This window comes from Diaphorobacter limosus (genome assembly GCF_033100095.1).
Classification (GTDB): domain Bacteria; phylum Pseudomonadota; class Gammaproteobacteria; order Burkholderiales; family Burkholderiaceae_C; genus Alicycliphilus; species Alicycliphilus limosus.
Map to the genome: position 1 here is coordinate 2,561,766 of NZ_CP136921.1, position 23,500 is coordinate 2,585,265.

Sequence of the window (23,500 nt, forward strand, 5' to 3'; positions counted from 1 at the left end):
TTCGCGGCAATGCAGCATCTGGCCCGGCTTTTGCGTAACCGCTTGCGTCACATCACAACGACGGAGGCCCTGGATGGGTAAGTACGCCAAGTATTGGTACACGCTGATAGGCGTGTTGATCGTCACCTTCAGCCTGTTGGGCTATTACGGTGTCGAGGTTTATCGCACCGCACCGCCGATTCCGGGCAAGGTGCTGGTTGAGGGCAGCGACAAGCCGCTCTATACCGAGGAGAGCATTCTGGACGGCCAGACCGCCTGGCAGTCCACGGGTGGCATGCAGCTGGGCTCCATCCTGGGCCACGGTGCCTACCAGGCGCCGGACTGGACGGCCGACTGGCTGCACCGCGAGCTGGTGGCCTGGCTGGATCTTGCCGCGCAACAGGATCACGGCAAGGCCTTTGCCGACCTGGATGTGGGCCAGCAGGCGGTGCTGCGCGACCGGCTGAAGACCGAGTACCGCACCAACACCTTCGACAAGGCGACGGACACGATGACCATCACGCCGCTGCGTGCCCAGGCCATCGCCGAGACCGCAGCCTACTACGACAAGCTATTCAGCGACGATCCGTCGCTGCAGAAGTCGCGCGAGAGCTTCGCCATGAAGGAGAACACCCTGCCCAGCGCCGAGCGCCGTGCGCAGATGGCGGGCTTCTTCTTCTGGACCGCCTGGGCCGCCGCCACCGAGCGCCCGGCCGATGTGGGGGGCAGTGGCGCCACCTATACCAACAACTGGCCACATGAGCCGCTGATCGGCAACACCCCGACCGGCGAGAACATGGTCTGGTCCATCATGAGCATCATCATCATGATGGCCGGCGTGGGCTTTCTGGTCTGGGGCTGGGCCTTCCTGCGCGACCATGACGAGCAGGATCCGGTGCCCCCGAAGCATGACCCCTTGACCCGCGTCGCCCTTACCGGCTCGCAGCGCGCCCTGGGCAAGTATTTGTTCCTGGTGGTGGCGCTGTTCTGCGCCCAGGTCTTCCTGGGCGGCTTTACCGCCCACTACACGGTGGAAGGTCAGGAGTTCTACGGCATCGATGTCTCCAAGTGGTTCCCCTACGCCCTGGTGCGCACCTGGCATTTGCAGGCGGCGCTGTTCTGGATTGCCACCGGCTTCCTGGCCGCCGGCCTGTTCCTGGCGCCGGTGATCAACGGCGGCAAGGACCCCAAGTACCAAAAACTGGGCGTGGACGTGCTGTTCTGGGCGCTGGTGGTGGTCTGCGTGGGCTCGTTCATCGGCAACTACCTGACCATCGCCCATGTCATGCCGCAGGAGTGGAACTTCTGGCTGGGCCACCAGGGCTACGAATACGTTGACCTGGGCCGCCTGTGGCAGATCGGCAAGTTTGCCGGCATTGCCTTCTGGCTGGTGCTGATGGCGCGCGCCATCTTCCCCGCGCTGCTGGCCCCCAACGGCCAGGACAAGAACCTGCTGGCCCTGCTGACCTCGTCGGTCGTGTGTATCGGCCTGTTCTACGGCGCCGGCCTGTTCTACGGCGAGCGCACGCATATCTCGGTGATGGAGTACTGGCGCTGGTGGGTGGTGCACCTGTGGGTGGAAGGCTTCTTCGAGGTCTTCGCCACCACGGCGCTGGCCTTCATCTTCTCGACCCTGGGCCTGGTTTCCTACCGCATGGCCACGGCCGCCAGCCTGGCGTCGGCGTCGCTCTTCATGCTGGGCGGCGTGCCCGGCACCTTCCACCACCTGTACTTTGCCGGCACCACCACCCCGGTGATGGCCGTGGGCGCATCGTTCAGCGCACTCGAAGTGGTGCCGCTGGTGGTGCTGGGCCACGAGGCCTGGGAGCACTGGCGCCTGCAGCACAAGACCGAGTGGATGAAGAAGCTGCGCTGGCCGCTGATGTGCTTCGTCGCCGTGGCGTTCTGGAACATGCTGGGCGCGGGCGTCTTCGGCTTCATGATCAACCCGCCCATCTCGCTGTACTACATCCAGGGCCTGAACACCACGCCGGTGCACGCCCACGCCGCGCTGTTCGGTGTCTATGGCTTCCTGGCGCTGGGCTTCACGCTGCTGGTGCTGCGCTATGTGCGCCCTGAACTGCAGTTCAACGAGCGCCTGATGAAGACCGGCTTCTGGTGGCTCAACGCCGGCCTGGTGCTGATGATTGCGACCAGCCTGCTGCCCATCGGCCTGTTCCAGTTCCACGCCAGCGTGACCGAGGGCCTGTGGTACGCGCGCAGCGAGGAGTTCATGCAGCAGCCCTTCATGGAGACGCTGCGCTGGGTGCGCACCTTTGGTGACCTGGTGTTCATCACCGGTGCCCTGTGCGTGAGCTGGCAGGTGGTCAGCGGCGTGCTGTTCAGCCCAAGCGCCACGGCCACCCCGCGGGGCGGCGTGCTGGCCGGCGCCACGCGCTAAGCTGCCTTGCGCCGCGTGTCTCAGGCATGCGGCGCATTGCCAGGCTGCAATTAATTTAATAGCTACTAACGCTTATCCATCAAGCTCTACAGCCTGATTTACTCCGCAAGCAAGGTTCTCTGGCGCCTTGCTTTTTCAGCCGGCTTCAAGCCGGCTTTTTTTCGTTTGTGGGGTCTGGTGGAAACCAGACGGAGAGCGCAAGCTTGTGTTGCATCAAACTACATATAGTGTTTAGTTCTTGCAATGACTTCCATTTCACCTTCCCTCGCCACGCTGCCGCGCGACGTTATCCAGAGAAGCGGCGAGCGCGCTGCGTTCGACGCCGGACGCATTGCCTCGGCCATCGCGCGTGCCGGGGCCGCCACCGGCGAGTTCGGTGCTGACGAGGCGCAGTTGCTCACCGCGCAGGTCACCAAGGTGCTGATCCACCGCTTCCACGGGGCGGCGCCGGCCATAGAGCAGATCCAGGATGTGGTCGAGCAAACACTGATCGCCGCCAACCACCTGCAGACGGCGCGCGCCTACATCGCCTACCGCGATCGGCACGCCACCCTGCGTGCCGACCGCCAGACACTGGTGCATGTGGACTCCTCCATCAACGAATACCTCACGCGCGCCGACTGGCGCGTCAACGCCAACGCCAACCAGGGCTATTCGCTGGGCGGGCTGATCCTGAACGTGGCGGGCAAGGTGACGGCCAACTACTGGCTCTCGCATGTCTACGCGCCCGAGATCGGGGAGGCGCACAGGAGCGGCGACCTGCACATCCACGATCTGGACATGCTCAGCGGCTACTGCGCGGGCTGGTCGCTGCGCACGCTGTTGCACGAAGGCTTGAACGGCGTGCCGGGCAAGGTGGAGGCGAGCCCGCCCAGGCACATGAGCTCGGCCGTGGGGCAGATCGTCAACTTTCTGGGCACGCTGCAGAACGAGTGGGCCGGCGCGCAGGCGTTTTCGTCCTTCGACACCTATATGGCACGACCTACCGCTTTGCCAAGGAAGACAAAAAGCGGTGGCCGGGCATCGTGCAAGCGGGGACGCCCGCCCAGCCCTACTACACCAACAGCTCGCAGCTGCCTGTGGGCTTTACCGACGATCCCTTTGAGGCGCTAGAGCGGCAAGAGGCTTTGCAGGCCAAGTACACCGGCGGCACGGTGCTGCACCTCTACATGGGCGAGCGCATCAGCAGCGGCGCGGCCTGCCGCGAACTGGTCAAACGCGCGCTCTCCAACTTCCGCCTGCCCTACATCACCGTCACGCCGACGTTTTCCATCTGCCCGACGCACGGCTATCTGGCGGGCGAGCACCGCTTCTGCCCGACTTGCGACGCCGAGCGCCTGGCCGAGAAGCGCCGGCAGCTGCAAGCGGCGTGAGCGCCGTTTCTCCCTCTCCCCCAAGGGGGGCGAGGGAGAAATACCCCCATTTCAACCACCCCCAAAGGAGCTATCCATGACCCATTTCTCCGCCATCGAATCCACCGCCCTGGCCGCCGCCGACGTGCAGCTCAGCAACGCCGAGCGCCAGCCCTGCGAGGTCTGGACCCGCGTCATGGGCTACCACCGCCCGGTGGCCAGCTTCAACATCGGCAAGCAGGGCGAGCACGCCGAGCGCCAGTTCTTCGCCGAGCAATGACCTTGCGCGTGGGTGGGCTGACCCGGCTCACCACCATCGACTTCCCCGGCCGCCTGGCGGCCGTGGTGTTCTGCCAGGGCTGCCCCTGGCGCTGCGGTTATTGCCACAACCCGGAGCTTCTCGACGCCAGTGCGGGCGGCGCCATCGCCTGGGAGTCGGTGCTGGCCTTTTTGCACGGCCGCCGCGGCCTGCTCGACGGCGTGGTTTTCTCTGGCGGCGAGCCGCTGGCGCAGTCCGCCCTGCCCCAAGCCCTGGCCCAGGTGCGCGCCATGGGCTTTGCCACGGCCCTGCACACCGGCGGCATGTACCCGGATCGCCTGGCCGCCGTTCTGCCACTGCTCGACTGGGTGGGCCTGGACATCAAGGGCCCACAGGCCGGCTACGACGCCATCACGCGCACGCCGGGCAGCGGCGCGCGCGCCTGGCAGTCGCTGCAGCTGCTGCTGGCCAGCGGCGTGGACTACGAATGCCGCACCACCTGGCATGAGGGGTTGTTCGACACCCCGGGCCTGCTGGGGCTGGCCGAGCAGCTGGCGCGTGCCGGCGTGGTGCATTGGGCACTGCAGGAATGCCGTACACCGGACGGCCCACCGACCTGGGGGCTGACACCCGCGCAACAGACCCTGTTACAGGCGCAGTTTCCGGGCTTTGTGCTGCGGAGCGGCCTGTAGGGATTCTCTTGACATCTGGTCAGCTTGGCCTAAATATCAAGGCCTGACCTGACCAGATTGACCAGACCCGGAGCCGCCCCATGTCCACCGCCCTGAAGTCCCCCGAGAGCGCCCGCATCGATATCTTCACCCAGGCGGTGGAGAGCCTGGCGCGCAAGCTGGGCGTGGCAGCCAGCGAAACGCCCATGCCCATTTCCAAGTTCAAGTCCGACTACAGCGGGCTGCTGCGCGATGCCCGGGCCGGCCAGCTGCAACAGATCTCGCGCGGCGGCGAGCGCTACCTGGTGCTGAGCGAGGCGCAGGTCATCGCCATGGAACGCTCCAGCAGCCAGCAGCGCAGCCTGGCGGACACGCTGGCCTCGGTGCAGGCGCCGTCCGGTGCGCTCGATGCCGGCGCCGCCCTGCTGCCCGGCGAGCGGCACGATCCGTTCACCCTGCCCCGGGCCTGATTCCGCTTCCAAATCATTCGTGTCTAGGCGCGAAGCCGCAGGCAGTGCTGTAGCACGACAAGGCGAAGCAACAACGACACGGATGATCTAGAAATGGAATGACATGGCGCGCCCCAACCGTTACCTACTCGGCCCGCAGCTGCTGCTGGGCCTGTGCGGCAAGCAGGCCCGCGCCGTGCAATGGGCGGCCACGGTGCAGGATGGTGAATGCGTGCTCAGCCGCCTGGCGATCGCCATCGCCCGCTCGGTCATCAACAGCGGGGCCCGCTCCGAGGTGCAGCGCCAGGACTGGCACCAGGCGCTGGCCGCCACCGTCTCGCGCATGGAGGCCGGCGGGGCCACCCTGGTCGATCTGAACGAGACCGTGCTCGAGCGCTTTCACGAATACCGCACCCATGCCCCGCTGGACTTCAAGACGCCCAAGGGCCGCGCGCCGCTGGCCCAGGACGTGCGCCTGTTGATCACCACCGCCGCCGTCATGGATCTGGTCTATGCCGAGTATGACGACCTCTACATGGAGCAGCTGCGCAGCGGCACCAATGTCAGGGTGCAGGCACTGTGAGCGCGCCGGAAGACGAGCCCTTCACCCTGCCGGCCGGCCTGCCGCGCGCCGCGCCCGGCCGCGTGCGCGTGCTGAGCCTGTCGGGCGGCGGCTACCGAGGCCTGTTCACGGCGGCGCTGATCCGGGCACTGGAGGCCAGGCTCGGCCCCGACCCTGCCCGGCCCACGCCTTTTGGGCAGCGCTTTGACTTGATCGCCGGCACCTCGATAGGCGGCATCCTGGCCACGGCCCTGAGCTGCAGGGCCACGGGCGCCGCCCTGCAGGCACTGCTGCAGCGGCGCGGCAGCAGCATCTTCCCACCCATGCGCCTGCGTGGCCTGCGCAAGCTGCTGGGACGCGCGCCCTACGACCCGCAGCGCCTGCGCAGCGCCATCTGCGAGCTGCTGCCCGACGCAGAACAGCAATTGCTGGGCGAACATGCACCCGCCCTGCTGCTGACCACCGTGAACTGGACCACCTCCAAGCTGCAGCTGCTGGGCAGCCGGCCCACCCTTGGGCAGCGCGACCAGCTGGGCCTGACGCTGATGGACGCCATGCTGGCCACCTCGGCGGCGCCGGCGCATTTTCCGGTGCACAGCTTCCAGCACCACCGCTTCGTCGATGGCGGCCTGGCGGCCAACGCGCCCGACCTGCACGCGCTGCAATGCGCGCAGCAGATGTACCCGGGCGCCGAAGTGCACATGCTCAGCATAGGCACGGCCAACCCGCTGCACGGCCGCGACCCATCGGCCGTGCCGGGGCGCGGCCTGATGTGGGCCGGCCCGGTGATAGAACTCGTCACCAGCGCCCAGGAGATGCTGGCCGTGCAGGAATGCGCCGCCCGCATGGGAACGCACCGCTACCTGCGGCTGAACATGCCGCCCAGCAGCGCACAGCAAAAGCAGCTGGACTTTGACGTGGCCGACCAGACCAGCACCGATCTGCTGCTGTCGCTGGCAGATGACTGCCTGGCATCGTTGCAGCCGGCCGACTGGCACCGGCTCAAGGCCATCGTCGGCTAGCCGGGACTCCTGCGCGCTCAGGGGTGGGCGCTGGCGCTCTTCTCCAGCCGCACATCCTCGTACAAGACCTGCAGCGGAAGTTGCAGCCCCACGCTGGCCAGTTCCACCTGCTGCGCCGCGGTGTCGAAGGGGTAGAGCACCCAGCGCCCGGTTTCGTCGCGGCGAAACAGGTCCGCGCTCAGGCGCTCGCTGTCGATGAGCAGGTACTCACTCAGACTGGGCAGCTTGCGGTAGGCAGCAAACTTTGCGCCGCGGTCATAGGCGCTGGTGAAGGGCGAAAGCACCTCCACGACCAGGCTGGGGGCGCTTTTGTATTGACCCTGCTCGCGGTCGGCGGCGGCCCAGGTGACGAACACGTCGGGGTAGAAGAAGGCGTTACTTTCCTCGGCGCAGCTTTATGTCAGTGATGAACTCGCTGCAGGGGCCGCCACGCAGATGCTGGCGCAGGGCCATGGCGACATTCAGGGCAATGGTCACACGGGCGTCCGAGGCCCCAGCCACGGCGAACACCTCGCCATCCAGATATTGGTGCTTCTCGGCCTGACCCTCTTCCCAATCCAGGAAGGTCTGGGCATCACAGCGCGGCTGGGCTGCAGGCAAGGCCATGATTGGCTCCTCGATGTACCGCATTGCAGCACAGCTTCATTCAGGCGTACACCACGGGCGGCGCATCGGCGCCATCGGGCAGCTCCGTGCACCCCCAGGGTCGTCGGAAAATTTTACACATCGACCACGGAAAATTAAAAACACCCCTATAAATCAACGCGTTACATGAATGGCACAAAAAATGCTTTACTTGGTCGATCTTATTCACCCGGATGGTTACCATGAAATCTCTGCTCATCGCGACCCTGTCCAGCCTCTCCTGTCTGGCTGCGCTTGCCGCCCCCATCACGCTGACCGGTACTGTGCGTGACTTCAATGCTGACGGGGTGAATTTTGAAGGCAGCGGCGGCTCTGGCACGGGCTATGTCAACACTACCCTGAGCGGTTCATCGCCGACCCTGACGGCACTGGGAAGCAGCCAGATCAGCAACAGCGGCCCCGGGGCATTCAGCAATTGGTACACCAAGACCACCGACAGCATGTCTTATTCGCTGACGCTGAACGAGACATCTCCAGGCAGCGGCATCTATCAGTACAGCAACAGCAACTTCTTCCCCATCGACGGTGCACTGCTGGGCAACCAGGGCCGCTCGCACAACTACCACTTTACGTACAACATCTCCTCGGTATTCAGTTATGTCCAAGGCACCGGCCAGACCTTCACGTTCACCGGGGATGATGACGTCTGGGTGTTTTTCGACCACAAACTCGGCATTGACCTGGGAGGTGTTCATGCCGCCCAAAGTCAAACGGTGAACCTCGATACGTTGATGGCCGGCAAGACCTCCGGCGACTACAGCTTTGATTTCTTCTTCGCCGAACGACACACCACACAATCGAACCTGATGATTACGACATCGCTGGTTTTGAAGTCGCCCCCGACCAACGTGCCCGAACCTGGTTCGTTGGCCTTGATGGGTCTTTCCATGGTTGGCCTGGCCTTTGTCCGTCGCCGCAAGACGGCTTGATTGATTCCTACCCCAACCACGCAGCGGCGCCTTTGGGCGCCGTTGTCGTATGCGGGCGCATCGCCATTCCGTTTCCAAAACATTCGTGTCCAGGCGCGAAGCCGCAGGCAGTGCTGTCGCACGACAAGGCGAAGCAACAATGACACGAGTGATTTAGAGATGGAGTCGCATCTGCTACTTGGCACCGCTGCGCTATGCCCCGCACACGCGCAGCACCTCGTCCCCGTAGGCCTCCAGCTTCTTCGCCCCCATGCCGCTGATGCCCTCCAGCTCGCCCAGGCTGGCCGGGTTGCGTTCGGCAATCGCCGCCAGCGTGGCGTCGTGGAAGATCACGTAGGCCGGCAGGTTGTGCGCGCGCGCCACCTCGGCGCGCCAGGCCTTGAGGTTGATGAAGCGCACCTGGGCGTCCGGCCCCAGTTCGGCAGCGGCGGCGCTGGGTTGGCCGGCGCGGCGTTTGGATTTGGGTGCGGCCTTGGCCTGGGCCTCGCGCAGCTGGACCTGCTGCTCACCGCGCAGCACGGCGCGCGAGCCGGGCGTGAGCGTCAGCGTGTCGAAGCTGTGGCCACCCTCGGTCGCCACGCGGTGCACGCCTACCGCCCCCAGCGCCAGCAGCTGGCGCAGCACGCCACGCAGCTGTTGCTCTGAATACTGCGCGCCCAGGTTGAAGGTGGACAGCTGGTCGTGGCCAAACTGCCGCACCTTGTCCGTGGCCTTGCCGCGCACAATGTCCATCAAATGGCCGACGCCAAAGGTCAGGCGGCTCACCTCGTGCACGCGGTAGATGGTGGACAGGAGCTTCCTCGCCGCGTCCGTGCCGTCCCATACCGCGGGCGGGTTCAGGCAGTTGTCGCAGTTGCCGCAAGGCTGGGATTCTTCACCAAAGTAGGCCAGCAGCCGCTGGCGCCGGCAGTCCGTGGCCTCGGCCAGGGCCAGCAGGGCGTCGAGCTTGCCGCGCAGCACGGCCTTGAACTCCTCGGCCGCGTCGCCGTCGTCGATCATGCGGCGCTGGTTCACCACGTCCTGCAGGCCGTAAACCATCCAGGCGTCGGCGGCCAGGCCGTCGCGCCCGGCGCGGCCGGTCTCCTGGTAGTAGCCCTCGATGTTTTTCGGCATGTCCACATGGGCGACGAAGCGCACGTCGGGCTTGTCTATGCCCATACCGAAGGCAATTGTGGCCACCATGACGATGCCGTCCTCGCGCAGGAAGCGGTCCTGGTGCATCTGGCGCAGGTCCGCCGGCAGGCCGGCGTGGTACGGCAGGGCGTTGATGCCGCCGTCCTGCAGCGCCTGGGCCATTTCCTCCACGCGCTTGCGCGACTGGCAATAGACGACGCCGGCGTCGCCCAGGTGCTCGCGCGTGATGAAGCGCAGGAGCTGGGCCAGCGGCTCCTTCTTTTCCTCGATGCGATAGCGGATGTTGGGCCGGTCGAAGCTGCTGACGAACTGGCGCGCGTCGGAAAGCTGCAGGCCGGCAACGATGTCGGCGCGCGTCAGGCCGTCGGCCGTGGCGGTGAGGGCGATGCGCGGCACGCCGGGGTAACGGTCGTGCAGCAGATTCAGCTGGCGATACTCGGGCCGGAAGTCGTGGCCCCACTGGCTCACGCAATGCGCCTCGTCAATGGCGAACAGGCTCAGTTGCCCGCGCGCGTGCAGCTCGTCCAGCAGGCCGATGAAACGCTCCGTGGTCACCCGCTCGGGCGCGGCGTAAAGCAGCGTGATCTCGCCGCGCGAGAGGCGCCGCTCGACGTGAAGGGTCTGCTGCCAGTCCAGCGTGGAGTTGAGAAAGGCCGCCTCGACCCCGGCCTCGTGCAGCGCGCCCACCTGGTCGTGCATGAGGGCGATCAGGGGCGAAACCACCACCGTCACGCCATGGCCCGCATCGCGCCGCACGATGGCCGGCACCTGGTAGCACAGGCTCTTGCCGCCGCCCGTGGGCATGAGCACGAGTGCGTCGCCGCCCGCGATCACATGTTCGATGATGGCCTGCTGCGGGCCACGGAACTGCTCGTAGCCGAAGACGTCATGCAGGACGAAATGCGCGGGGGACAAACCGGAAAACTCTCTTTTTAATAGCTATCAGCGCTTGATGGATAAGCGCAAAGTGCTTATTTGACTCAAATTCCGCAACAACGGGCAACGGGCGCCTATTGTGCGCCCGGTCAATCATTTGCAATGCCTATTGATCAGTCCGACGATTGAATTGGACATGAATGATTGATCGGCGCAAGATGCCGCGCACAACCATACCCATATAGGAGACATGTATGCAGACTCTGCTGCGCGGCACCCTCGCCGCTGCCCTGGCCTTCAGCGCCACGGCGACCCTGGCCCAGGCCTATCCCGACAAGCCCGTGACCCTGGTCGTGCCCTTTGCAGCCGGCAGCGGCACGGACTCGGTGGCGCGTGCCGTGGCCTCGGGCCTGGCGGCGCGGCTCAAGCAGCCGGTCATCGTGGACAACAAGCCCGGCGCCAGCGCCCAGGTGGCAGCGCAGTATGTGGCCAAGGCCAAGCCCGACGGCTACACGCTGTTCATGACCACCAACACCTCGCATTCGGCCAACCCGGCGCTGTACAAGAGCCTGAAGTACGACCCGATCAAGGACTTCACGCCCGTGGCGCGCGTGGGCGAGCTGCCCTTCGCGCTGGCCGTGAACCCCGCCGTCCCCGCCAAGACCCTGGCCGAACTGCTGGACTACGCGCGCGCCAACCCGGGCAAACTGAGCTACGCCACGCCCAACAGCACATCGCTGGTGGCCATGGAGAGCATCAAGCACATCGCCAAGATCGACGTGCTGGGCGTGCCCTACAAGTCCAGCCCCCAGGCCATGACCGACCTGGTGGGCGGCCAGGTGCAGATCTACGTGGCCGACCTGGGCTCCGGCATGGGCATGCTCAAGACCGACAAGGTGCGCGCGCTGGGCGTGACCACGGCCCAGCCCACGCCCATGCTGCCGGGCGTGCCGCCCATAGGGCAGACGGTGAAGGGCTTTGACCTGACATCCTGGAACGGCATCTTCGGCCCCGCCGGCCTGCCGCAGCCCATGGTGCAGCGGCTGAACACCGAGCTGCAAGCCGTGCTGGCCGACAAAGACTTGCAGGACAAGCTGGCGCAAATCGGCTTTCAGGTCTGGCCCAGCAAGACGCCGGAGGAATTCACGCAGTACGTCGCCGGCCAGCTGACCCACTGGCGCACCCTGATCCAGCAGGCCGGCATACAACCCGAGTGAGGCCACCCCATGACCACATCCCGCTACCTGGTGCGCGCCGCCGGCGTGCCCAGCTACCAGCCCGCCAACCACGAGCACACCTTCAACCAGCGCCTGATCGGCCCCGAGACCGTCGGCGCGCGGCAGATGGAGGTGCTACTGGGCACGCTGCACAAGGGCGGCGGCGCCCTGCCCCACGCCCACCCGGGCATAGAGCAGGCCTGCTACCTGCTGGAGGGCCAGGCCCGCGCCTCGGTCGAGGGCGAGGCCTTCGACATGCTGCCGGGCGACATGTGCTTCTTTCCGGCCGACCGCATGCACACCTTTACCGTCACCAGCGATACGCCCGTCAAGCTGCTGGTGATCTACAGCCCGCCCTATGGCGAATCGCCCGACAAGGTAATCCGACCATGAACTTCGCCCCCACCCCCGAGCAGGAGCAAATCAAGGCCGCCATCGAGCGCGTCTGCGCCCCGTTTGACGCCGATTACTGGCTGAAGAAGGACCAGGATGGCGGCTTTCCGCACGACTTCCACCAGGCGCTGGCGGCATCGGGCTGGCTGGGCATCGCCATGCCCGAGGAATATGGCGGCGCCGGCCTTGGCATCAGCGAGGCCGCGCTGATGATGCACACCATCTCCGCCACCGGCGCGGGCCTGTCGGGCGCCTCGGCCGTGCACATGAACATCTTCGGCCTGCACCCGGTGGTGGTCTTCGGCACCGAGGAGCAGAAAAAACGCTGGCTGCCGCCGCTGATCGAGGGCAAGGACAAGGCCTGCTTTGGCGTGACCGAGCCCAACGCCGGCCTGAACACGCTGAAGCTGCAGACACGCGCCGTGCGCGAAGGCAACCATTACGTGGTGCATGGGCAGAAGGTCTACATCTCCACCGCCCAGGTGGCCAACAAGATCCTGCTGCTGACACGCACCACGCCGGTGGAGCAGGCGCGCGGCACCGAGGGCCTGACGCTGTTCTACACCGACCTGGATCGCAGCAAGATCGAGGTACATGAAATCGCCAAGCTGGGCCGCGCCTGCGTGGACACCAACCAGCTCTTCATCGACGGCCTGCGCATCCCCGTGGAGGACCGGGTGGGCGAGGAGGGCAAGGGCTTTTCCTACATCCTGCACGGCATGAACCCCGAGCGCATCCTGATCGCCGCCGAGGCCGTCGGCCTGGGCCGCGCGGCCCTGGCGCGCGCGGCCGGCTACGCCGCCGAGCGCGAGGTCTTCGGCCGCCCCATCGGCAAGAACCAAGCCATACAGCACCCGCTGGCCGAGGCCTGGATGGACCTGGAGGCCGCGCACCTGATGGTGCAAAAGGCCGCCTGGCTGTACGACCAGGGCAAGAATTGCGCCGCCGAGGCCAACGCCGCCAAATTCCTGGGCGCCGAGGCCGGCTACCGCGCCTGCGAGCGCGCCATCTTCACCCATGGCGGCATGGGCTACGCCAAGGAATACCACGTCGAGCGCTACATGCGCGAGTCCTGGATCCCGCGCCTGGCGCCGGTGAGCCCGCAGCTCATCCTGTGCTTCATCGCCGAGAAAGTGCTGGGGCTGCCCAAGTCGTACTGAGAGACAACCCCCTGTGGCGCTACGCGCCTTCCCCCTTCTCTCACGCTTCGCGTGGGAAGGGGGACGCAGCCCTCGCTGCGGGGCGGCCCTTGCTCGGCTGCCGCTGGCATGGGGTCGCGCCAGTTGCGAGCGGTGTGAGTCTCGCAAAACGTCCATATGGGAGCCTGTGTTGGGGCATCATGCCGGCATGAAACTGCACCAGCTGCGCTACTTCGCCGTGCTGGCCGAGGAGCTGCACTTCGGCCGCGCGGCCGAGCGCCTGGCCATCACGCAGCCGCCGCTGTCCTCGGGCATCAAGGCGCTGGAGGAGGAGCTGGGCGTGCGCCTGTTCGAGCGCAGCAGCAAGCATGTGGCGCTCACGGCCGCCGGCCAGGCGTATCTGGCCGAGGTGCGCGTGGTGCTGGACCGCGTGGCCAGCGCCGCCGAGACAGCGCGCGCGGTGGCCGCAGGGCTGCAGGGGCGGCTGGAGATCGGCTTTGCCGGCTCCATGGTGTACCGCGACATGCCGCGCATCGTGCGCGCCTTCGGCGCCCGTGCGCCGGGCATAGACGTGAACCTGCGCGAGCTGTCGTCGGCCGAGCAGCTGGACGCCCTGCTGCACCGCCAGCTGCACGCCGGCTTCATCAACGCCGCCGCCGTGCCCCCGCGCCTGGCATGCCGGCCGCTCATCCCCGACCATTTCGTCTGCTGCCTGCCCGAGGCGCACCCACTGGCGCGTGAATCAGCCGTGGCCCTGCCGGCGCTGGCGCAGGAGGGCTTCGTGATGTTCGCGCGCGACGTGGCGCCGGCCAACCACGACAACGTGATCGCGCTGTTCGAGCGCGCCGGCATCCACCCACGCACGCGCCATGCGGCGCGGCAATGGCTCACGGTGGTGTCGCTGGTGGCGCTGGGCATGGGTGTGGCCCTGGTGCCGGCGTCGCTGGCCCAGGCGGGCGTGCAGGGCGTGCGCTTCCTGCCCATCGTCGGGCTGCGCCACCCGGCGGTGGGCGTTCTGGCCTGGCATGAGGAGGCCGACAATCCCGCGCTGCGGATCTTTCTGGATTGCGCGGCGCCCTTCCTACAATCGGGCGCATGACCCTGCCCCACTACACCCGCGCCCAGGCGCTGCCCGCCATCCTTCACCAGCGCATCGCCATCCTCGACGGCGCCATGGGCACCATGATCCAGCGCTTCAAGCTGACCGAGGCGCAGTACCGTGGCGAGCGCTTTGCGGACTTTGCGCGCGACGTGAAGGGCAACAACGAGCTGCTCTCGCTCACCCGCCCCGACGTGATCCGCGACATCCATGAGGGCTACCTGGCCGCCGGCGCCGACCTGATCGAGACCAACACCTTTGGCGCCACTTCCATCGCCCAGGACGACTACGCCATGGGCGATCTGGCCTACGAGATGAACCTGGAGAGCGCGAAGCTGGCGCGCGCCGCCTGTGACAAATTCAGTACGCCAGACAAGCCGCGCTTCGTCGCCGGCGCCCTCGGCCCCACGCCCAAGACGGCCAGCATCAGCCCCGACGTGAACGACCCCGGCGCGCGCAACATCAGCTTCGAGCAGCTGCGCGCGGCCTACCTGGAGCAGACGCTGGCCCTTATTGAGGGCGGCGCCGACGTGATCCTGGTCGAGACCATCTTCGACACCTTGAACGCCAAGGCCGCGCTGTTTGCCGTCGATGAAGCCTTCGAGCAGACCGGCGAGATTCTCCCCATCATGATCAGCGGCACGGTCACCGACGCCTCGGGCCGCATCCTGTCGGGCCAGACCGTCACCGCCTTCTGGCACAGCGTACGCCATGCCAATCCGCTGTCCATAGGCCTGAACTGCGCCCTGGGCGCGGCGCTGATGCGCCCCTACATCCAGGAGCTGGCCAAGGCCGCGCCCGACACCTTCATCAGCTGCTACCCCAACGCCGGCCTGCCCAACCCCATGAGCGACACCGGCTTCGACGAGACCCCCGAGGTCACCAGCCGCCTGGTGCATGAATTCGCCGCCGAGGGCCTGGTGAACATCCTGGGCGGCTGCTGCGGCACCACCCCCGACCACATAAGCGCCATCGCCCGCGCCGTGGCGCCGGTGGGCACGCGCCGACTGTTCCAGCACGCCCCCGCCTAAGCCCGCGCCCGGCATGCTGCGGCACTCCCCTGCGACACCGCACACGCCGGCCCTCCTGGCCATGGGCCCGCGCTTATAGACGGCCCCCGCTGATTCAGGTGTAGTGGCCGTCAGGAGTACCCCATGCGCCCCACCATCCTGAGAGAAGTGTTTGCCGGATTTCTGCGCACGCGCCGCATCGTGCGGCACTTTCGCCGCCGGGCGCTGCTGGAGACGCTAACACGCACCGGCGTCAGCCGGGAAATACCCGCCGCGCTGACCCAGCCCCTGGCCGCGGCTGCAATCGCCGACGCCCAGGCGCTGCTGGAGCAGCTGGGTAGCCACGAAGACGGGCTGTCCGAGGCGCAGGCCGAAGGCATACGCGAGCGCGTGGGCCCCAACGAGGTGGAGCATGAAAAGCCCCTACCGCGGTGGATGCACCTGTGGCATTGCTACCGCAACCCCTTCAACCTGCTGCTCACGCTGCTGGCCATCGTCTCCTACCTGACCCATGACATGAAGGGCACCCTCGTCATCGGCACGATGGTGGTGCTGTCCACCGTGCTGCGCTTCTGGCAGGAGGGCAAGTCCAACCAGGCCGCCGACGCGCTCAAGGCCATGGTCAGCAATACGGCCACGGTGCTGCGCCGCGGCGCGGACGCTGGCACCGTGGCTCAGCAGGTGGAGCTGGCTACCAGGCTGTTGGTACCCGGCGATGTGATCTGGCTGTCGGCCGGCGACATGATTCCAGCGGACTGCCGCGTGCTCACCGCCAAGGATTTGTTCGTGTCGCAGTCAGCGATGACGGGCGAATCCATGCCGGTGGAAAAGTCCGCCGCCCACAGCGGCCCCCAGACCATCAACGCACTGGATCTGGAGAACCTGGTCTTCATGGGCACGAATGTGGTGTCGGGCTCGGCCAGGGCCGTGGTGCTTCACACCGGCAACAACACCTATTTCGGCGCCTTGGCCAACCGCGTCGTCGCCACCGACCGCGCGCCCACGGCGTTCTACGCTGGCGTGAACCAGGTCAGCTGGCTGCTGATCCGCTTCATGTTCGTGATGGCGCCGCTGGTGTTCTTCATCAACGGCTTCACCAAGGGCGACTGGATGGAGGCCTTGTTGTTTGCCCTGGCCATCGCCGTGGGCCTGACGCCCGAGATGCTGCCGATGATCGTGACCTCGACGCTGGCCAAGGGCGCCGTGTTTCTTTCGCGCAAGAAGGTCATCGTGAAAAGGCTGGACGCAGTACAGAACTTCGGCGCCATGGACGTCCTGTGCACCGACAAGACCGGCACGCTGACGCAGGACAAGATCTTCCTCGCGCGCCACGTCGATGCCTGGGGCGAGGAGTCCAGCGATGTGCTGGAGCTGGCCTATCTCAACAGCTATTACCAGACCGGCCTGAAGAACCTGCTGGACGTCGCCGTGCTGGAGCACGCCGAGGTGTCCCGCGAACTCGAGCCCGCCAAGAACTTCCGCAAGGTCGATGAAATCCCGTTCGACTTCACACGCCGGCGCATGTCGGTGGTGGTGGCCGAACACGATGCGCACCATCTGCTCATCACCAAGGGCGCGGTGGAGGAAATCCTGGCCGTGTGCACCCAGGTGCGCCATGGCGAAGCGGTCGAGCCACTGACGCCCGAACTGCTGCAACGCATTCGCACGGTGACGGCCGATCTCAACGAGGAAGGCCTGCGCGTGGTGGCCGTGGCCGCCCGGGAAGGGCCGCCGACGCAGGAGGTCTATGGCCTGGCCGACGAAAGCGCCCTGACCCTCATCGGCTATGTGGCCTTTCTCGACCCGCCGAAGGACTCCACGGCCGCGGCCCTGAAGGCCCTGGCCGAGCACCAGGTGGCGGTGAAGGTGCTGACCGGCGACAACGAGCTGGTGGCCGCCAAGATCTGTCGCGAGGTGGGCCTGGCGCAGCAGGGCGTGCTGCTGGGGCGCGACATCGAGGCCATGAACGACCAGCAGCTTGGCGAGGCCGTGGAGAACCACAACCTGTTCGCCAAGCTCACGCCGCTGCACAAGGAGCGCATCGTGCACCGGCTCAAGGCCAATGGCCATGTGGTGGGCTTCATGGGCGACGGCATCAACGACGCACCGGCGCTGCGCGCGGCCGACATCGGCATCTCGGTGGACAGCGCGGTGGACATCGCCAAGGAGGCGGCCGACATCATCTTGCTGGAGAAAAGCCTGATGGTGCTCGAACAAGGCGTGCAGGAGGGGCGGCGCACCTTCGCCAACATGCTCAAATACATCAAGATCACCGCCAGCTCCAACTTCGGCAACGTGTTCTCGGTGCTGATCGCGGCCGCGCTGCTGCCCTTTTTGCCGATGCTGCCCATGCACCTGCTGGTGCTCAACCTGCTGTACGACATCTCGCAGATCGCCATACCGTTCGACAACGTGGACGAAGAAATGCTGCGCCAGCCGCTGCGCTGGCAGCCCGGCGACATCGGCCGTTTCATGGTTTTCTTCGGGCCGCTGAGCTCGGTCTTCGACATGCTCACGTTCGCCATGATGTGGTGGGTGTTCGGCGCGCAGACGCCGGCGCAGCAGACGCTGTTCCAGTCGGGCTGGTTCGTCGTCAGCCTGCTCACGCAGGCACTCATCGTGCACCTGATCCGCAGCCCCAAGCTGCCCTTCATCGAGAGCCGCGCCTCGCTGCCGCTGATGGCGATGACGCTCGCCATCGTCACCGTGGGGCTGTTCCTGCCCATGGGGCCGCTGGCGCATTACTTCAAGCTGCAGGCCCTGCCGCCGCTGTACTTCGCGCTGTTGCCCCTCACCATGCTGGGTTATATGGCGCTGACCCAGGCCATGAAGGGTTTTTACCGACGCCGCTGGGGTTGGCAGTAAGCTGCACTTCTCACCCCCTCGCACGGAGGACAAGCCCATGGATTGGACCACCCACCAGGTCTTCAACCAGTTCCCCGAACTGGGCGACTACGACCCGCTGGCCAGCGACCCGGCGCTGTGCGAGGCGCTGGCGCGCGCCGATGCCGGTTGGGCCAGGCCAGCGCTGGACAGCTATGCGCGGCGGCTGGGCCGGGCCGACACCTACACCCTGGCGCAACAGGCCAACCGCCATGCGCCCGAGCTGCACCGCTTTGACACGCGCGGTCGGCGCATCGACGCCATCGAGTTCCACCCGGCCTGGCACCAGCTGATGGCGCTGTACCGCGGCCAGGGCCTGGTGTCGCTCCCTTTTCGAGAGCAGCAGCCGGGCCGCTGGACTGCCTGGGCCGCCGGTTTTTACCTGCACGGCCAGGTGGAGCAAGGCACGCTGTGCCCGGCCACCATGACCCAGGCGGCGATTCCGCTGCTGCAGCGCGAGGACGCGCTGTGGGCGCAGCTCAAGGACAAGCTGTACAGCGACACCTACGACGCGCGCGATATGCCGGCTGCGGACAAGGCCGGCATCTGGCTGGGCATGGGCATGACGGAGAAGCAGGGCGGCTCGGACGTGCGCGCCAACACCACCGTGGCCACGGCCATGGGCGCCGGGGGGCGCGGCGGCGAATACCTGCTGCGCGGCCACAAATGGTTCTTCTCCGCGCCGCAGTGCGACGCGCACCTGGTGACGGCGCGCGTCGGTGCGGATGGCCCCTTCGCCTGCTTCTACGTGCCGCGCTGGCGCCCCGACGGCAGCCGCAACGCCGTGCGCGTGCAGTGCCTGAAGGACAAGCTGGGCAACCGCAGCAACGCCAGTGCCGAGGTCGAATTTGAGGATGCCTGGGGCATCCTGATCGGCGAGGAGGGCCGGGGCATTCCAACCATCATCGAGATGGCCGGCTATACGCGCCTGAACTGCGTGGTGGGCAGCGCCGCCATCCTGCGCCAGGCCACGGTGCAGGCCATTGCCTACGCGCGCCGGCGCCAGGCCTTCGGCAAGGCGCTGGCGGATCAGCCGCTGATGCGCGCCGTGCTGACCGACCTGGCGCTGGAGAGCGAGGCCGCGCTGCAGCTGGCCATGCGTCTGGCCCAGGCCTGCGAGGATGAAACCAGCTCGCCGGGCGAACGCGCCTGGCGCCGCATCATGACGCCGGCCGCCAAGTTCTGGGTCTGCAAGCGCGCCGTGGAGCTGACCGGCGAAGCCATGGAGGTGCTGGGCGGCAACGGCTATGTCGAGGACGGCGTGCTGGCCCGGCTGTACCGCGAGGCGCCGGTGAACTCCATCTGGGAGGGCTCGGGCAACGTCATGTGCCTGGATGTGCTGCGCGCCCTGCAACGCGATGGCGACGCCGCCCAGGCCCTGCTGGCCGAGCTGCAGTCGGCAGCCGCGGGCGAACCACGACTGGCCGTGGCCCTGCGCGAGCTGCTGGCCCTGCTGGCCCTGCCGCCCGAGCAGCAGCAAGCCCTGGGCCGGCTGCTGGCCCAGCGCCTGGTGCTGCTGGCCCAGGCCTGCCTGCTGCGCCGGCATGCGCCCAGCGCCATGGCCGACGCCTTCATCGCCACGCGCCTGGCCGATGGCGGCGCGGGCCGCGTGGCCGGTGCCATGGACATGCGCGGCCTGGACGTCGCCGCCATCCTGGCGCGGGCCTTTCCCGCCTGACAAGAACACTTACAGTAAAAACAGGCTTTAGCGCAATCGTATAAAGCGCCAATAGCTCACTTATTGATAGTACTCACCATGCTCACCCTCCAAGACATACAGGATGCCGCCGCCCGCCTGAGCGGCCAGGTGCTGGACACGCCCTGCGTCGAGTCGCGCACGCTGTCGCAGATCGTCGGCGCGCAGGTGTTCCTCAAGTTCGAGAACCTGCAGTTCACGGCCTCGTTCAAGGAGCGCGGCGCCTGCAACAAGCTGGCCCAGCTCACAGCCGAGGAGCGCGCCCATGGCGTGGTGGCCATGAGCGCCGGCAACCACGCCCAGGGCGTGGCCTACCACGCGCAGCGCCTGGGCCTGCGCGCGGTGATCGTCATGCCGCGCTTCACGCCCGGCGTGAAGGTGGAGCGCACGCGCGGCTTTGGCGCCGAGGTGGTGCTGCACGGCGACACGCTGGAGGAGGCGCGCCAGCATGCCTACCAGCTGGCCGAGCAGCAGCAGCTGTGCTTCGTCCACCCCTACGACGACGAGGCCATCGCCGCCGGCCAGGGCACGATCGCGCTGGAGATGCTGGCCGAACAGCCCGATCTGGACGCGCTGGTCATCGCCGTCGGCGGCGGTGGTCTGCTGGCGGGCATTGCCACGGCCGCGCGGGCGCTGAAACCCGGCCTGGACATCGTCGGCGTGCAGGCGGCGCGCTTTCCGTCCATGGTGAATGCCATCCAAGGCACGCAGCACCCGCAGGGCCAGTCCACGATCGCCGAGGGCATTGCCGTGGGCCAGCCCGGGGAGATGACGCGCGAGGTCATCTCCCGCCTGGTGGACGATCTGCTGCTGGTGCAGGAGGGCGACATCGAGCAGGCCGTGCTGATGCTGCTGGAGATCGAGAAAACCCTGGTCGAGGGCGCGGGCGCCGCCGGCCTGGCCGCCCTGCTGCGCTACCCCGAGCGCTTTCGCGGCAAGAAGGTGGGGCTGGTGCTCTCGGGCGGCAACATAGACCCGCTGCTGCTGGCGGCCATCATCGAGCGCGGCATGGTGCGCAGCGGGCGCCTGGCGCGCATCCTGGTCAGCGCGCGCGACATTCCCGGCGTGCTGGCGCGCATCACCGCCACCGTGGCCGAGGCCGGCGCCAACATCGAGGAGGTGCACCACCAGCGCGCCTTCACCATGCTGGCGGCGCAGAACGTGGAGATCGAGCTAGTGCTGCAGACGCGCGGCAAGGCCCATGTGCAGCAGGTGCTGGATCAGCTGCGCGCCGCCCATATGGAAGCCGAGCTGCGCTGAGAGGCTGATACGGGTTAGGCCTCAGAACCGCAAACCGGCGCGCGACTACACTGGCCCGAACCACGCCACCAGACACAGGAGACCAGGCACATGACCCACCGCCCCATCGCCCCGAATGCCGCCGACGTGGAGGTGGCCACCGCCACCGACCCCATCGAGACCGTAGTGGACGTGATTCCCTTCGTGATCCCGGCCGCGGGCGCTTTGGTGATCTTCCTGCTGGCCTTCATTGCCGTGTCCATGGGCTGACCGGCTGCGCCCCCACTGACAAGGCCCCGCAATGCGGGGCCTTGTTGTTTCTCCGACATTCTGTGCATATTGTCATGCGCAGTTTGCATAGTTTTACCCCCTGGCCCACAGACAAATTCCGGGGTGCTTCATAGAATCAAGGGTTCCGGTCTGACTGCGCCATACCCGCCCAGCCTTGGTGCCTGTCGCAGCCGCCCGGCCTACTTTCAACCCAAGCCGTTTTTTCAAAGGCAGCGCTCATGGTGCGCCAGCCTGTGCCAAGCAAGCCCGGTGCGCTCTCTTTGAAAAAACTGTTTTTCAACTTGTAGAGAAGCCCGCGATGAACGCTCCCACCCTGCAAGGCCTGACCATTCAGGCCCCCGCCTACGTCAAGAACGCCAAGCTGATCGCCTGGGTCGCCGAAATGGCCGCCCTGTGCAAGCCCGCCAGGATCCACTGGTGCGACGGCTCGCAAGAAGAGTACGACCAGCTTTGCCAGCAGCTGGTCGATGCCGGCACCTTCAAGAAGCTCAACCCTGCCAAGCGCCCCGGCAGCTACCTGGCCTGGTCCGACCCGTCCGACGTGGCGCGTGTGGAAGACCGCACCTACATCTGCTCCGAAAAGAAGGAAGACGCCGGCCCGACCAACAACTGGATGGCGCCCAACGAGATGCGCGCCACGCTGGCGCCGCTGTTCGACGGCTGCATGGCCGGCCGCACCATGTACGTGGTGCCCTTCTCCATGGGCCCGCTGGGCAGCCCGATCGCCCATGTGGGCGTGGAGCTGTCCGACAGCGCCTACGTGGCCGTGAACATGAAGATCATGACGCGCATGGGCCGCGCCGTGTACGACGTGATCGGCGCCGATGGCGAATTCGTGCCCTGCATGCACACCGTGGGCGCGCCGCTGGCCGCCGGCCAGAAGGACGAAACCAGCTGGCCCTGCAACGCCAAGACCAAGTACATCGTGCACTACCCCGAGACGCGCGAGATCTGGAGCTACGGCTCGGGCTACGGTGGCAACGCCCTGTTGGGCAAGAAATGCCTGGCGCTGCGCATCGCCTCCACCATGGGGCGTGACCAGGGCTGGCTGGCCGAGCACATGCTGATCCTGGGCGTGAGCAACCCCGAGGGCAAGAAGTACCACGTCGCCGCCGCCTTCCCCAGCGCCTGCGGCAAGACCAACTTCTCCATGCTGGTGCCGCCCCAGGCCTTCGATGGCTGGAAGGTGACCACCATCGGCGACGACATCGCCTGGATCAAGCCCCAGGCCGACGGCAGCCTGCGCGCCATCAACCCCGAGGCCGGCTACTTCGGCGTGGCCCCCGGCACCAACTACCACACGAACCCCAACTGCATGGCCAGCCTGAACAAGGACGTGATCTTCACCAACGTCGCGCTGACCGATGACGGCGACGTGTGGTGGGAGGGCATGGAAAAGGACACCGGCGTCATGCCCGCGCACCTGATCGACTGGCAGGGCAAGGACTGGACGCCCGAGGACGGCAAGGCCGGCCGCAAGGCAGCGCACGCCAACGCCCGCTTCACCGTGGCCGCCACCAACAACCCGGCGCTCGACGAGGCCTGGGACGACCCGGCCGGCGTGAAGATCGACGCCTTCATCTTCGGTGGCCGCCGCTCCACCACCGTGCCGCTGGTGACCGAGGCGCGCAACTGGACCGAAGGCGTGTACATGGCCGCCACCATGGGCAGCGAGACCACCGCCGCCGCCTTTGGCGCCCAGGGCGTGGTGCGCCGCGACCCGTTCGCCATGCTGCCCTTCATGGGCTACAACATGAGCGACTACTTCCAGCACTGGCTGAACCTGGGCGCCAAGATCAGCGCCCAGGGCGCACAGCTGCCGCGCATCTACACCACCAACTGGTTCCGCAAGAACGCCGATGGCAAGTTCGTCTGGCCCGGCTATGGAGAGAACATGCGCGTGCTCAAGTGGATGATCGATCGCATCGAGGGCCAGGCCCAGGGGCAGGAAACCGCCTTCGGCATTGCCCCTCAGTACGCCGAGATCAACTGGGGTGGACTGGACTTCAGCGCCGAGCAGTTCCAGAACGTGACCAGCATCGACAAGGCCGCCTGGATCGACGAGCTGAAGCTGCATGACGAGCATTTCGCCATGCTCGCTCAGGGCCTGCCGCGAGAGCTGTTGAACGCCAAGGCCGATCTGGAGCAGCGCCTGAGCGCCTAAAACTGTGCCTGACCACCAAGGCCCCGCAGCATGTCCGTGCTGCGGGGCCTTGCTGTTTGCTACTGCAAGTACGGGCGCAAAAAAGGGCAC

At 66.7% G+C, this 23,500-nt stretch carries 20 protein-coding genes and 1 pseudogene; 18 read left to right on the forward strand and 3 right to left on the reverse strand.

From position 1 onward, the window contains the following. Window positions 1-73: 73 nt before the first annotated feature. The 7 genes and pseudogenes from P4826_RS12410 to P4826_RS12440 all read left to right on the forward strand — a co-directional run bounded on the left by P4826_RS12410 (window position 74) and on the right by P4826_RS12440 (window position 6,695). Window positions 74-2,380, forward strand: a complete 2,307-nt coding sequence (locus P4826_RS12410) for a nitric-oxide reductase large subunit (RefSeq protein WP_317700684.1) — start codon at window positions 74-76, stop codon at window positions 2,378-2,380. Between the two features lie 243 nt (window positions 2,381-2,623). Beyond that, window positions 2,624-3,753: pseudogene (nrdD, locus tag P4826_RS12415) on the forward strand (anaerobic ribonucleoside-triphosphate reductase). Between the two features lie 76 nt (window positions 3,754-3,829). Then, window positions 3,830-4,012: an anaerobic ribonucleoside-triphosphate reductase gene (nrdD, locus tag P4826_RS12420; RefSeq protein ID WP_317700685.1), complete on the forward strand. Its 183-nt coding sequence runs from the start codon at window positions 3,830-3,832 to the stop codon at window positions 4,010-4,012. Beyond that, window positions 4,009-4,683 carry an anaerobic ribonucleoside-triphosphate reductase activating protein gene (locus P4826_RS12425; protein ID WP_317700686.1) on the forward strand — a complete coding sequence of 225 codons (675 nt, stop codon included), beginning with the start codon at window positions 4,009-4,011 and terminating at the stop codon, window positions 4,681-4,683. The genes nrdD (P4826_RS12420) and P4826_RS12425 overlap by 4 nt, the downstream gene beginning before the upstream one ends. 80 nt (window positions 4,684-4,763) lie before the next feature. Beyond that, window positions 4,764-5,132 (forward strand): hypothetical protein, encoded by a 369-nt coding sequence (locus tag P4826_RS12430; RefSeq protein WP_317700687.1) that lies wholly within the window; start codon window positions 4,764-4,766, stop codon window positions 5,130-5,132. Window positions 5,133-5,235: 103 nt separating this feature from the next. After that, on the forward strand, window positions 5,236-5,694 hold the full coding sequence (locus P4826_RS12435; protein ID WP_317700688.1) for a hypothetical protein: 459 nt from the start codon (window positions 5,236-5,238) through the stop codon (window positions 5,692-5,694). Continuing rightward, window positions 5,691-6,695 (forward strand): CBASS cGAMP-activated phospholipase, encoded by a 1,005-nt coding sequence (locus tag P4826_RS12440; RefSeq protein WP_317700689.1) that lies wholly within the window; start codon window positions 5,691-5,693, stop codon window positions 6,693-6,695. Before P4826_RS12435 ends, P4826_RS12440 begins: the two co-directional genes overlap by 4 nt. 17 nt (window positions 6,696-6,712) lie before the next feature. Here P4826_RS12440 and P4826_RS12445 read toward each other — a convergent pair whose 3' ends face one another. Continuing rightward, window positions 6,713-7,051 (reverse strand): Uma2 family endonuclease, encoded by a 339-nt coding sequence (locus P4826_RS12445; protein ID WP_317700690.1) that lies wholly within the window; start codon window positions 7,049-7,051, stop codon window positions 6,713-6,715. 19 nt (window positions 7,052-7,070) lie between these two features. Further along, window positions 7,071-7,301: a Uma2 family endonuclease gene (locus P4826_RS12450; RefSeq protein WP_317700691.1), complete on the reverse strand. Its 231-nt coding sequence runs from the start codon at window positions 7,299-7,301 to the stop codon at window positions 7,071-7,073. Window positions 7,302-7,522: 221 nt separating this feature from the next. On the opposite strand from P4826_RS12450, the gene P4826_RS12455 reads away from it, so the two are divergent. Further along, window positions 7,523-8,269 (forward strand): fibro-slime domain-containing protein, encoded by a 747-nt coding sequence (locus P4826_RS12455; protein WP_317700692.1) that lies wholly within the window; start codon window positions 7,523-7,525, stop codon window positions 8,267-8,269. A gap of 192 nt (window positions 8,270-8,461) precedes the next feature. Here P4826_RS12455 and recQ read toward each other — a convergent pair whose 3' ends face one another. Next, entirely contained in the window at window positions 8,462-10,318 is a 1,857-nt protein-coding gene (recQ, locus tag P4826_RS12460) for a DNA helicase RecQ (protein ID WP_317700693.1), read from the reverse strand. Window positions 10,319-10,533: 215 nt separating this feature from the next. Between recQ and P4826_RS12465 the strand changes: the two genes are divergently transcribed. The 10 genes from P4826_RS12465 to P4826_RS12510 all read left to right on the forward strand — a co-directional run bounded on the left by P4826_RS12465 (window position 10,534) and on the right by P4826_RS12510 (window position 23,410). Next, the gene (locus P4826_RS12465; protein ID WP_317700694.1) at window positions 10,534-11,496 is read left to right on the forward strand and encodes a Bug family tripartite tricarboxylate transporter substrate binding protein; all 963 of its coding nucleotides are present in this window, start codon (window positions 10,534-10,536) and stop codon (window positions 11,494-11,496) included. A 9-nt stretch (window positions 11,497-11,505) separates the two neighbouring features. Beyond that, window positions 11,506-11,889: a cupin domain-containing protein gene (locus P4826_RS12470; RefSeq protein WP_317700695.1), complete on the forward strand. Its 384-nt coding sequence runs from the start codon at window positions 11,506-11,508 to the stop codon at window positions 11,887-11,889. Beyond that, window positions 11,886-13,049: an acyl-CoA dehydrogenase family protein gene (locus tag P4826_RS12475; RefSeq protein WP_317700696.1), complete on the forward strand. Its 1,164-nt coding sequence runs from the start codon at window positions 11,886-11,888 to the stop codon at window positions 13,047-13,049. The genes P4826_RS12470 and P4826_RS12475 overlap by 4 nt, the downstream gene beginning before the upstream one ends. A 187-nt stretch (window positions 13,050-13,236) precedes the next feature. Beyond that, window positions 13,237-14,127 carry a LysR family transcriptional regulator gene (locus P4826_RS12480; RefSeq protein ID WP_317700697.1) on the forward strand — a complete coding sequence of 297 codons (891 nt, stop codon included), beginning with the start codon at window positions 13,237-13,239 and terminating at the stop codon, window positions 14,125-14,127. After that, on the forward strand, window positions 14,124-15,158 hold the full coding sequence (locus tag P4826_RS12485) for a homocysteine S-methyltransferase family protein (RefSeq protein ID WP_317700698.1): 1,035 nt from the start codon (window positions 14,124-14,126) through the stop codon (window positions 15,156-15,158). The genes P4826_RS12480 and P4826_RS12485 overlap by 4 nt, the downstream gene beginning before the upstream one ends. Before the next feature lie 123 nt (window positions 15,159-15,281). After that, on the forward strand, window positions 15,282-18,002 hold the full coding sequence (mgtA, locus tag P4826_RS12490) for a magnesium-translocating P-type ATPase (RefSeq protein ID WP_317700699.1): 2,721 nt from the start codon (window positions 15,282-15,284) through the stop codon (window positions 18,000-18,002). A 37-nt stretch (window positions 18,003-18,039) separates the two neighbouring features. After that, window positions 18,040-19,698, forward strand: coding sequence for an isovaleryl-CoA dehydrogenase (locus tag P4826_RS12495; protein ID WP_317700700.1), 1,659 nt, complete (start codon window positions 18,040-18,042; stop codon window positions 19,696-19,698). A gap of 78 nt (window positions 19,699-19,776) precedes the next feature. Continuing rightward, window positions 19,777-20,976: a threonine ammonia-lyase gene (locus P4826_RS12500; RefSeq protein WP_317700701.1), complete on the forward strand. Its 1,200-nt coding sequence runs from the start codon at window positions 19,777-19,779 to the stop codon at window positions 20,974-20,976. Window positions 20,977-21,066: 90 nt separating this feature from the next. Then, window positions 21,067-21,225, forward strand: a complete 159-nt coding sequence (locus P4826_RS12505) for a hypothetical protein (RefSeq protein WP_317700702.1) — start codon at window positions 21,067-21,069, stop codon at window positions 21,223-21,225. A gap of 319 nt (window positions 21,226-21,544) precedes the next feature. Next, window positions 21,545-23,410 (forward strand): phosphoenolpyruvate carboxykinase (GTP), encoded by a 1,866-nt coding sequence (locus P4826_RS12510; protein ID WP_317700703.1) that lies wholly within the window; start codon window positions 21,545-21,547, stop codon window positions 23,408-23,410. Window positions 23,411-23,500 lie beyond the last annotated feature (90 nt).